Origin of the sequence: Metabacillus fastidiosus NBRC 101226 (genome assembly GCF_001591625.1) — a bacterium.
GTDB lineage: Bacteria > Bacillota > Bacilli > Bacillales > Bacillaceae > Metabacillus > Metabacillus fastidiosus.
Map to the genome: position 1 here is coordinate 1 of NZ_BCVG01000120.1, position 10,659 is coordinate 10,659.

At 32.9% G+C, this 10,659-nt stretch carries 11 protein-coding genes; 3 read left to right on the forward strand and 8 right to left on the reverse strand.

From position 1 onward, the window contains the following. Window positions 1-77: 77 nt before the first annotated feature. A complete protein-coding gene (locus tag BFA01S_RS18830) occupies window positions 78-737 on the reverse strand; it encodes a M50 family metallopeptidase (protein ID WP_066234430.1) in 660 nt (219 codons plus the stop codon). Window positions 738-1,250: 513 nt separating this feature from the next. On the opposite strand from BFA01S_RS18830, the gene BFA01S_RS22955 reads away from it, so the two are divergent. Next, window positions 1,251-1,424, forward strand: a complete 174-nt coding sequence (locus BFA01S_RS22955) for a hypothetical protein (protein WP_169800509.1) — start codon at window positions 1,251-1,253, stop codon at window positions 1,422-1,424. A 33-nt stretch (window positions 1,425-1,457) separates the two neighbouring features. On the opposite strand, the gene pepF is transcribed toward BFA01S_RS22955, so the two are convergent. The 5 genes from pepF to mecA form a co-directional block, all read right to left on the reverse strand. Next, window positions 1,458-3,287 carry an oligoendopeptidase F gene (gene pepF / locus BFA01S_RS18835; protein WP_066234452.1) on the reverse strand — a complete coding sequence of 610 codons (1,830 nt, stop codon included), beginning with the start codon at window positions 3,285-3,287 and terminating at the stop codon, window positions 1,458-1,460. Between the two features lie 159 nt (window positions 3,288-3,446). Then, window positions 3,447-3,617 (reverse strand): hypothetical protein, encoded by a 171-nt coding sequence (locus BFA01S_RS22580; protein ID WP_156483906.1) that lies wholly within the window; start codon window positions 3,615-3,617, stop codon window positions 3,447-3,449. A 59-nt stretch (window positions 3,618-3,676) separates the two neighbouring features. After that, a complete protein-coding gene (locus BFA01S_RS18840; RefSeq protein WP_066234433.1) occupies window positions 3,677-4,879 on the reverse strand; it encodes a competence protein CoiA in 1,203 nt (400 codons plus the stop codon). A 151-nt stretch (window positions 4,880-5,030) separates the two neighbouring features. Next, complete coding sequence (cls, locus tag BFA01S_RS18845; RefSeq protein WP_066234436.1) at window positions 5,031-6,548, reverse strand: cardiolipin synthase; 1,518 nt, start codon at window positions 6,546-6,548, stop codon at window positions 5,031-5,033. A 101-nt stretch (window positions 6,549-6,649) separates the two neighbouring features. Beyond that, a complete protein-coding gene (mecA, locus tag BFA01S_RS18850) occupies window positions 6,650-7,321 on the reverse strand; it encodes an adaptor protein MecA (protein ID WP_066234438.1) in 672 nt (223 codons plus the stop codon). A gap of 759 nt (window positions 7,322-8,080) precedes the next feature. Here mecA and BFA01S_RS18855 point away from each other — a divergent pair. Beyond that, window positions 8,081-8,755, forward strand: a complete 675-nt coding sequence (locus BFA01S_RS18855) for a TerC family protein (RefSeq protein WP_066234441.1) — start codon at window positions 8,081-8,083, stop codon at window positions 8,753-8,755. A 70-nt stretch (window positions 8,756-8,825) separates the two neighbouring features. On the opposite strand, the gene spxA is transcribed toward BFA01S_RS18855, so the two are convergent. Then, entirely contained in the window at window positions 8,826-9,221 is a 396-nt protein-coding gene (gene spxA / locus BFA01S_RS18860; RefSeq protein WP_066234444.1) for a transcriptional regulator SpxA, read from the reverse strand. 310 nt (window positions 9,222-9,531) lie between these two features. Then, window positions 9,532-10,224 (reverse strand): hypothetical protein, encoded by a 693-nt coding sequence (locus tag BFA01S_RS18865; protein ID WP_066234446.1) that lies wholly within the window; start codon window positions 10,222-10,224, stop codon window positions 9,532-9,534. 240 nt (window positions 10,225-10,464) lie between these two features. Here BFA01S_RS18865 and BFA01S_RS18870 point away from each other — a divergent pair, with 240 nt between their 5' ends. Then, the gene (locus tag BFA01S_RS18870; RefSeq protein ID WP_066234449.1) at window positions 10,465-10,653 is read left to right on the forward strand and encodes a hypothetical protein; all 189 of its coding nucleotides are present in this window, start codon (window positions 10,465-10,467) and stop codon (window positions 10,651-10,653) included. Window positions 10,654-10,659 lie beyond the last annotated feature (6 nt).

Consider the following 10,659-nt stretch of genomic DNA (forward strand, 5'->3'; position numbering starts at 1 on the left):
TGGGAGTCTTATTGCCCGTTAAGGCTGGGATAAAAAAGCGGCAGGCAACTTTGCTTACCTTACACGCTTATGACAAATTATATTAAAAAATGTTTCATTACGAAGTATCCCGCATAAAGTGACTGAGCAAAAAATACAATACCCCACACAGCAGCCGGAATGAATGTTGCTCTCGCCAAGCTCGTAGCATCTCCAGCATCCTTACGGCGGATAAAACTTAATTTACATACAGCAAAAGCAGAAAATATAGACTGAAGAAGAATAACAGCTGATAGAAATATGCTTGTATGGATAATGAGTACCTCATAATTTTTATAGATAAGAAAACTTAATAAAAGAATGAGTGATATTCCCCATACAAATCCATAAACATTTCTTATCCATAATAGGATAGAAATAATACTAAGAACAATAAAAAAAGAAATAATCATATGAAAATAACCTTTATTTATTAAATAAAATAACGCTACCGCTGTGAACGATGAGCCTGTATAGCCTGCATAGGCAATAACGATCCTTGCAAACTTAGAATTAACAGTTGTCGCCGCAAGCCCTGAGGCATCATTATTTAATATAATCTTATGAAATATTTTCCCGCTTAATAATGCAGCACATATAACATGGAATACTTCGTGAATGAGCGTATTACAAAGAGCCGTATAAATTTTTAAAATAGGGATTCTGCTCACGATGAGAGCAATAGCTAGATATATATAAATAAGCACCTGTATTTTCACTATTTATTTTCTCCTTAAATTTTTTTCTATTATATTGTTTTTTTCCCTGTCACCAATATATTAAGTTGTCCCTTTATTTCAAACATTTGAATACAAGGAAGATAATCATTATTCCATCTATACACTTAAAATATTCGTTCGACAAATTTCCTTATATACCATTTTGAAATATATGTAAGATAAGCTGCTTGCAGTTATAAAAGAGAAGGGTTTTATGCAGATAAAAAAGAAAAAAGACTCCGTTTTCGTAACGAAGTCTCTCTATGTCTTAACGACAACAAAGGGGATGGGAGAAATTTTTCACGGTCAAACAAAGGGGTAAATGTTTAATGTGATTAATTTCACTGACTAAAGTATATCAAATTTTGTCGACTTTTGAAAGAGATCTATCTTTTGTTCATAAATATGTCATAATTTAGTCGCCAACCTCAACTTTTTCCCTCTTGCTTCTTTTTCAAATAGGGATAAACTCCTTTTTCTCCTCATATATAATAAAATGAGGAGGGGCAAGCATTGAAAGCAAAATGGATTATTATAAGCTTTGTTTCTATTATCATCTTATTTTTCCTTAATCTTTTAGCCTTAATGGAGATTTTTCCGATTTATATCACTTCACCATTACTATTCATCGCAATTTTATGGACATTGTATATGGTTAATCATCGAAAAACATTTAAAGGATTTTAAAAAGGAATGCAAATTAGCATTCCTTTTTTACATTTACTTATCCAGTTTTACTAACAGTTCTTCCATCTCATTTAACTTTTCTTCAAATACTTTTAATGCTTCTTCAATTGGTTCTTTTGATGTCATATCAACACCGGCTTTTTTCAATACTTCAATTGGATAATCCGAGCTTCCAGCTTTTAAATAATTTAAATATCTTTCTACTGCCGGCTCACCTTCTTCTAATATTTGCTTGCTAAGTGCTGTTGCCGCGCTATATCCTGTCGCATACTGATACACATAGTAATTATAGTAGAAGTGTGGAATTCTTGCCCATTCTAAACCAATTTCCTCATCGACAACAATATCATCACCAAAATACTTTTTATTTAAATCATAATAAGTTTTCGTTAACAATTCAGGTGTTAAAGGTTCACCGTCTTGTGCTTTCTTATGGATAAGATGTTCAAATTCAGCAAACATCGTTTGACGGAAAACAGTTCCTCTGAATCCTTCCAAGAAATGATTAAGCAAATACAGACGTTTTTTCTCATCATCAATTGTTTTTAATAAATAATCATTTAGAAGCGCTTCGTTACACGTGGATGCAACTTCTGCAACAAAAATAGAATAATCACCATATGGATAAGGCTGTGTTTTTCTCGTATAGTAGCTGTGCATAGAATGGCCAAATTCATGTGCAAGTGTAAATAAATCATTCACATTATTTTGCCAGTTCATTAAAATATAAGGATTTGTGCCATACGTACCTGAAGAATAGGCACCACTTCTTTTTCCTTTGTTTTCATGTACATCGACCCAGCGATTTTCAAAGCCATCTTTTAATACTGATACATACTCTTCGCCAAGTGGTTCTAAGCCTTTAAGAAGATAATCTTTTGCCTCTTCATATGTTACTTCCATTTTCGTATCTTTCACTAGTGGTGTATAAAGATCGTACATATGGACTTCATCTAAATTTAGAACCTTTTTGCGAAGCTTAACATACCGCTGCAATAAGTCTAAATGCTCGTTAATCGTGCTGACAAGATTGTCATATACTTCTTCCGGAATATTATTACTGCTTAATGCCGAATGTCTTGCTGACTCATAATTTCTAATACGAGCTCTGAAATTATCTTTTTTCACTGCACCGCTAAGTGTACTTGCAAACGTATTTTTAAAATCACCGTATGTTTTATAAACAGCTTTAAAAGCGTCTTCTCTTACACGGCGGTCTTCGCTTTCCAAAAAGCGAATATATCTTCCATGAGTAATTTCCACTTCATTCCCATTCTCATCTTTAATTGCTGGAAATGTTAAATCCGCATTATTAAGCATTCCGAATGTATTGCTTGAAGATCCTAAAACTTCAGAAGCTTCAGCTAATAATGCTTCTTGCTCAGCAGATAAAACGTGCGGGCGCTCACGATTAATCTCATTTAATGAATGCTCATATAATTTTAATTCCTTTTTCTCATTTAAAAATGACTTTAGCTTTTCTTCTTCAATCGCAAGAATTTCTGGAACAATATAAGAAGAAATGCTTGATGCTTGTGTATAAAGTGTTGTTGCTCTATCATTTAAGCCTTGGTAGAAAGAATTCGTTGTATCCTGATCGTAGCGCATATGTGCGTATGTATAAAGCTTACCCAGCCTCTCCATTACTGAGTCTTGATATGTTAGTGCATCATATAGGACGTCTGCAGATTCTCCAAGCTTACCTTTATATTCACCGATTTGAGGCAATGCTTCCTTTATTTGATTAAATTCTTTTTCCCATGCTTCATCAGTCGGAAAAATATCTTCTAATCTCCAAGTATCCTTCGGGTCAATTTCATTTCTTGCAGGTAGCTTTTTTACTGCTGCTTGCTGATTTGACATCCCTATTCCCCCTTTAATATTTCCGTCATAGACGGCACTTGCTGAAATGGAGCTAAAAAGAAAAATAAGCGAAACGATTAATACAGATCTTCTTGCTGTTTTTCTACCCATTATCTTCTTCTCTTTTTAGCTTCTATTTCTATCATATTCCATCACATTTCACAAATCAATATTTCCTAACTCGGCGAGCAATGCTTCCTTCATCATATCTCCGTTAGTGCTCTCCTCTTTCTCCATTGCTTCTTTCGTAACATAATATGCTAATGCCCCGACTCCGATTGCTGAAATAGTGAAGATTAATGGGTTAGTTCTTCTTTTTCTACGAAACATAGAAATCACCTCTTTATTATTTTGAAATCCTTTTATTAGATTGTGCAAAAATGGGAATTTCATGTGCGATAAAGTAACAATAGTTTATTTTTTAAATGACGATCTATATCAATAAGTTCATATAAATTTTTCGTCCAATTAATTTGCTTTATTTTTTCAAATTGAAACTTACCTTTATTATTTAAGAGGGAAAGAGCCGCAAGAACTTTTAAATATTCATGGATCACCAGTGATATATGCTCTTGGCCTATAACTGTCTCCCTTCTCACCACTTTATTCCTCATAAAATAACAAATTTCATGTAAAGAAAATGACATTCTAAGAGGAATTGAATCAAGATAAAGTAAAATCCATGTTTGCCAATGATAACAGCTCGATTTAATTAAGTAAGCTTTTTTTAATGGAATAAATGCATAAGATGGGGCCATAGTTAGTGACAACTGCTTCTTTTCATAGAGATACTCACTAAGGAAAGATATTTCTTTTGACATAAAACCAAGTGGCTTCATCCTGAAACGATGAACCTTTCTAAACCATTCTTTAATAACTTCATCATAAGAAACAGAATCGCTGACGAGTTCATTGTACTGAATATTATTTATATAATATGTTTTGGACTGTGAAAAAACGATTTGAGCAGAAAAAGGGATAATATGATGGAGGATAATAAATGCCTTCATATTTGCACAATAAGAATAAATTTTCGGAGAATTGGCAGTGTGGATGAAAAGCCATTGAAATGGAGAAACTCGGAATGTATTTTTAGATAATCGCTTGATTTCTTTCGCACCGATTACCCATTTAACATCATTTACTAAGCTTTTTAATTGCTTCGTCCGTTTTGAAAATAAATGAAGGCCAATTGTCGAGCATTGATATTCAAGCGCAATTTTATTATTTTCATATGTAAATAAAAGATCCGGTCTTTGCTTAATTTGTTGTAAGTACATCTCCAGCTGGACATCCGTTATTATCTTATTGCCTTGAAGCCAATTATAAAGCTGGAGCTTCCCGTTTAAATGATACTCACTTTCCGGTTCGACTTCAATATCACAATTATTACGTCTCTGATGGGCAAAGTGGGGCGTAATTTGAGAGCCAACTTTAAGATCAACTTCCTCGAAACAGATCGGACATTTAAATGATGTATACTGTCTAATTTCCCTTAATTTCTCCTTGCTCCACCTTTGATCTGCCACATTTAAAAGCCGATCACCTTCCATCTTTGCAATAAAAATTGGAATCCACCTCTTTTTTAGCATGATAATAATATTCTTCTATAAAAAAAGAAAAAGTGCAAAAGGCGAAAATTTGATTTTAAGGGGAAATGAAGAGAATTTTTTTAAAAATAAGACTCATGAGTTTTTAAAGTAAACTCGTGAGTCTTTTAAGTCAATTTTACAATTTTTATTTTTAAAGTAGCGGTGACAACAGCCTTGAAAGTGATTCAATAATTTTTTGAAAAATAGAACGCTTTTGAAAACCCTCGAAGTCAATCTGTTTTGACTGTTCAATATCGTCATTGTAATCATCAACCAACTTTTGTGTACTATTTGTTTTATATAAAAAAGCATTAACTTCAAAATTCAAATGAAAGCTGCGCATATCCATATTCGATGTTCCTATAGAGGCCAGTTCATGATCAACAATCACAATTTTACTATGCATAAATCCTTTTTCATATTCATAAATTTTTACACCTGCTTCTAACAGTTCAGGAAAGTAAGAGCGTGATGCATAGAAAACAATTTTTTTATCAGGCCGGTTTGGGACTAATAATCTTACATCAATCCCGCTTAGAGCAGAAATTTTTAATGCAGAAAGAATATCCTCATCAGGAACAAAATAAGGAGATGCAATCCAAATAGATTTTTTTGCAGTCATAATCATAGAAAAAAATAAATTCTTAATTACTTCCCATTTATTATCAGGTCCGCCAGCAATTAATTGAACTCCACCTGTATGCTCCTCTACTTTCACCTCTTTGGATATAGAAAGATATTTCTCATATAAAAGTTTTTCATCCGTCATGTAATACCAGTCTTGTAAAAAGATCATCTGAAGCGTTCGAACAGCCTCTCCTTTAATAAGAAGATGTGTATCTCTCCAAAAACCGAAATATTTATTTTTCCCTAAATATTCATCTCCAATATTTAAGCCGCCAACAAAACCGACTGAATGATCAATAACAATAATTTTCCGATGGTTTCTAAAATTAATTTTATTATTTAAAATCGGAACTCTTACTGGTAAAAAAGGAACCATTTCAACCCCAGCCTGCCTCAATTCCTTTATATATTGCTGTGATAATTTCCAGCTTCCAACTGCATCATAAAGAAAGCGAATTTCGACCCCTTCCTTCGCCTTTTCAATTAATATATTTTTTAATTGCTGACCAAGATGATCATGTCTGACAATATAATATTCAAGATGAATATGTTTTTTTGCTTTTTTTATTTCGTCAAAAATATGCTCAAATGTCTCGACACCATTTGTAAGTGCTTTTGTTCTCGTTGTAAAAGAAATCGGGCTATGTCCAAGTCTGTGTGCAAGCCTGAATAATAGTCTTTGATGGTCTCCCATGAGACTGATTTTATCTTGATATGATGATTGATTTCCTTCAATTTCAAGAAACATTTTTTCATCAACGAGTGCTTTTTGTTTAAAAAGTCTTCTTTTTCTAATATTACGGCCGAAAAATAAATAAAAGAAAAAGCCAACGAGCGGAAAACCGCCTAAAACGACTAACCATGTCATCGTTTGGGCCGGGCTCCGATTCTCTAAAAAAATAACAAAAGCGATAAATATAACTGATAATGTAAAAAGGATTGTAACAACACCGACAGTCCAATCTCCCCAAAAGCTTTTCGTCATATATAAAACCGCAATGACGAAGGATGCAAATAACGCCACATTAATTGTGTTCTTCATTTTCCCACCAACTTAATAAATAGTAACTTTAAAAGTTCAAAAACCGCTAGTTTCCAAAGTGGAAAAAGCCGATTTCATAGAGATGAAATCGGCTTAATTTTTTAAGAAAAATGCTTTTTTATTATGTTTAGAGCATTATCTTTTGCAACTAATTTTCCGTATTCTTGCAGGCGATGGATCGTAATTCGAGAATCTTGTCCATATTCCAGTATAATACTAAGTTTATTTTCAACCTCTTCATCTGGGAAATCATCTTCAAATTCTACAAATAAATAATAATTGTTATCCAATGTATATAAATCATTTGCAAAGCCATCCAATGTGTATTTTGAAAGTGATATAACATTTTCTAAATCATCAAATTTAATAACAAATTGCAGTTGCTTCTCAAACTCTTCAACTGAATCTCCATCACCGGCTTCATTAGATTTATTAAAATGATGATCAAGTAAATTTTCAATATTCTCATCAACTGGCAGTTCTTTTACTTTATCATCAGAAATTTGTAATTCTAATTTTTGTCCATCTTTTGAGAGCTGTGCTTTTGTTACAATGACTTCTAACCCTTTATCAAGTGCCTGCACTTGAATCCAAAGCGGTCCTTCGACGATAAACTCTTCTTCGTCATGGACTTCATCCATCATCTCCCAAAATAATTCTTCACTTCTTTCGCGATTATACCAGATTTCATCACGATCAAAGCCGCGCTCTTCTATATCTAAATATGAAATATAAAATTTAACTGTATTTTCATTAATACGTTCAATTTCCATTTGACAACCTTCCCTTCCTTATAAGATTGTGAAGGGACAACTAAACCCCTGACTAATTGTACTTTCTACACTTTACCCAATTTTGGCTAAAATTAACCAAGTGAAAGTGTGAATGACAGAGTTCAATATGTCCTTTATATTCAGCTTGAACACCATCTTTATACAAAACGATACGGTATTTTATGAATACCATCCATGTGTTCTGGAGAAAAGCTGTTTTAATTTAAGAAACCAATACTTCCTCTTTTTTTATGAAATGTTAGCCACCGTAAATTAAAGAGCTTCGTCCCCTTTCCTATTATTAAAGGCAAAAATGCCATTTATAATCTTGTACTCTTATTTTATGATAAAAACTCATATAATGAAATCAAAAAACCCCAATTTTCAAAAAACAATTGTTTACCCATCTTTCAAAAGCGGAAGTGCCTTGGTCAGATGCGACATGCATAAGACAAGCAGGAATAGAAGGCGCTCTTTGCCTTCAATTCCTGAATGGCTTATGACACGAGCAGCTAGGCACTGCAGCTCGATGCACCAAAAGCGAAAGCGCCTTGATCAGCTGCGACATGCATAAGACGATTTCGAATAGAAGATGTTCTTTATCTTCAATTCGGAAGCAGCTTATGACACGAGCAGCTAGGCGCTGCAGCTCGACGTATCATAAGACAAGCAGCAAATAAAATTCATAATCTCTTGTCCAAGTCATATAAATGTACGAGTAGTAAATTATGAAGCTAAGAGCTTGAAAGAGGGTACGTCATGGAACAAGATTTTATTTTATCACTGCTTGTCATTATCGGAATTGATATAGTCCTTGGCGGAGATAATGCGATTGTCATCGCAATGGCTTGTCGTAACTTACCAAGTAAAGAGCGGAATAAAGCAATTTTTCTCGGAACACTGATTGCCATCGTTCTCCGTATCATCATTACAATGATTGCCGTCTATTTATTAAAAATCCCTTTTCTCCAACTCATTGGCGGGATATTTCTTCTTTATATTGCTTATCAGTTAATTGTTAGTAAGGATCATGATACCGGTAAAATAAAAAGCCACCCATCTTTTAGAAAAGCAATTCAGACGATCGTATTCGCTGATGTTCTGATGGGATTTGATAATGTTATTGCGATTGCCGGAGCAGCAAATGGCCGAACTATTTTAGTCGTCATCGGACTTATTATTTCCATCCCGATTATAATCTGGGGCAGTAAATTTATTTTAGTCCTATTAGAACGTTATCCTGCACTCATTTATGCCGGCGGAGGATTGCTTGCTTTTACGGCTGGAAAAATGATCATAAGTGAACAGCAATTCGAGTCATTTTTAATGGCCCAACCTGTAATCGCTCAATTTCTCCCATACTTAACAACGATTTTCATTATTTTTGCAAGCATCTTTTATCAGCAAATTTTAGGATGGAGAAGCAATAATTAAATCAAAATATTGCAAGAAAGACTGGCCATATATAGGGCCAGTCTCCTTATCTTTATTTCATATTATATGACTAGTTCACCATTTTCTGTGCTTCTCGTAAATGGAAAGAACGAACTTTTCTTGGTAGAAAACGACGGATTTCATCTTCATTATATCCAACTTGCAGCCTTTTCTCATCTATAATGATTGGGCGGCGAAGCAAGCCTGGGTTTTCCTGAATTAAATTATATAAATCTTGTAACGGCATTGTTTCTAAATTAACATTCAGTTTTTGGAATATTTTAGAACGAGTGGAAATAATTTCGTCTGTCCCGTCCTCAGTCATTCTCAAAATCTCTTTAATTTCCTCTATCGTTAAAGATTCCGAAAAAACATTTCTCTCTTTATACGTAATATCGTTCTCTTCTAACCACGCCTTTGCTTTTCGACATGAAGTACAGCTTGGGGATGTATATAATGTAACCACAACTTTCACTCCTCTAACTATAGAATGAGTAAGCTCTTTCAAAGATGTATTTAAAATTGAAATTACTCTAATTTAGTAATGTCCATCTCATTATACTATAAAAAGTTAACCTAGCATATCCTTTTTTAGAACAAAAGTTTGTCTAAAAAACGTCTTATCCATCAATACCCTTTATAAGTAAGCTTTAAACATGTTCGACTTTTTTCGATTATTAATGACAATAATTATGTATATTTGACTGCAAAAAAGAATAAATAGGAAATTTTTAACTTTATTATTCTCAATTAGAACAATCGGATCGAAAATGCTTTTATTTATTTAACGTCTCTGAAACATCTTCTACATCTCTAATATTAGGAAGTTTTCCTTCTGCATTTCTTATTATCATATAAGAACCCGTATCGTGTTTTAAGAAATTCTCGTTGTATCTTACAATTAATTCAACCTCTTCTGCTCCATTCTGTTGTAAGAATTGATAATATTTAAATATCTCTTTCTCTATTTCCTTCGCTTTTTCCTTTTTATAAGCTTCTTTTAAATCAACATAAATAGTTAGCCATAAATCATTGTTCACTTCTTCAATTGGCTTTATTAGTTTATGAACATCTTTTTTTCCTTCTTCTCTATATCCTACGTTTAATTCAACACTTTCTGTCCCTGTTATAAAATCTCCTGCATTTCCCCATTTATCTATTCCTTTTCTTCTCCACACCTCTTCCATGTAAAAATTCACATCACTGTTTTTTCGCCTCCATGCATCAAACGTAATACCGCTTTCTGTAGTTAAAGTTGCAGCATAGCCAATATCTGTAGTATAAAATCCTTCACTTTTTATAACGATAATCCCATACTTCTCTTCCATTTGTTCTTTTAATAATTCTGCTGTTTCTTTTATCATAACCGGATTACCATTCAGCTTTTTATAAATGTAATTAAAACCGAATATTCCAACTATGAATATTAAAAATAATATAAAAAAACCTTTAAATTTTATTTTCTTCATCTCAATAATCTCTTTCTAATTTTTTCATATAAGAAAATAAGGTGAATATTTAAGTAAGCAAAATTTTTGAAAGTCATTATAATCCCCAATTTAATGGAACAGCATTTATATAATGAATTCGAGCAGCATATAAATATAAAATAAACTTTCAATCAGTTGAAGCTGCAATATTGTTAGAACAACTCAGTCTAACAAGCAGTAGAATAATACTTTGAAATGGTGGATGGAGGGAACATTAAAATGGCGGAATATTTTTTTGACTTTATACTCGTTTCCATTTTAATTATTGGTCTTACTGCATTTCTAGCTGATATAACGAATAAAATTGGAAAATTATTTTCTCTATCAAAAAACAATTCACATACATTCGATCAATCACAAAGAATCCAAAAAGGATGGAACAATATTGGTGGGAAAAATAATAAATGAATCGGA

Bases quoted from the DNA above. Each gene is read 5' to 3' on its own strand.
- pepF (WP_066234452.1), bottom strand. From the start codon at position 3,287: ATGTCAAATCAGCAAGCAGCAGTAAAAAAGCTACCTGCAAGAAATGAA.
- BFA01S_RS22580 (WP_156483906.1), bottom strand. From the start codon at position 3,617: ATGTTTCGTAGAAAAAGAAGAACTAACCCATTAATCTTCACTATTTCA.
- BFA01S_RS18840 (WP_066234433.1), bottom strand. From the start codon at position 4,879: ATGCTAAAAAAGAGGTGGATTCCAATTTTTATTGCAAAGATGGAAGGT.
- cls (WP_066234436.1), bottom strand. From the start codon at position 6,548: ATGAAGAACACAATTAATGTGGCGTTATTTGCATCCTTCGTCATTGCG.
- mecA (WP_066234438.1), bottom strand. From the start codon at position 7,321: ATGGAAATTGAACGTATTAATGAAAATACAGTTAAATTTTATATTTCA.
- BFA01S_RS18855 (WP_066234441.1), top strand. From the start codon at position 8,081: ATGGAACAAGATTTTATTTTATCACTGCTTGTCATTATCGGAATTGAT.
- BFA01S_RS18865 (WP_066234446.1), bottom strand. From the start codon at position 10,224: ATGAAGAAAATAAAATTTAAAGGTTTTTTTATATTATTTTTAATATTC.
- BFA01S_RS18870 (WP_066234449.1), top strand. From the start codon at position 10,465: ATGGCGGAATATTTTTTTGACTTTATACTCGTTTCCATTTTAATTATT.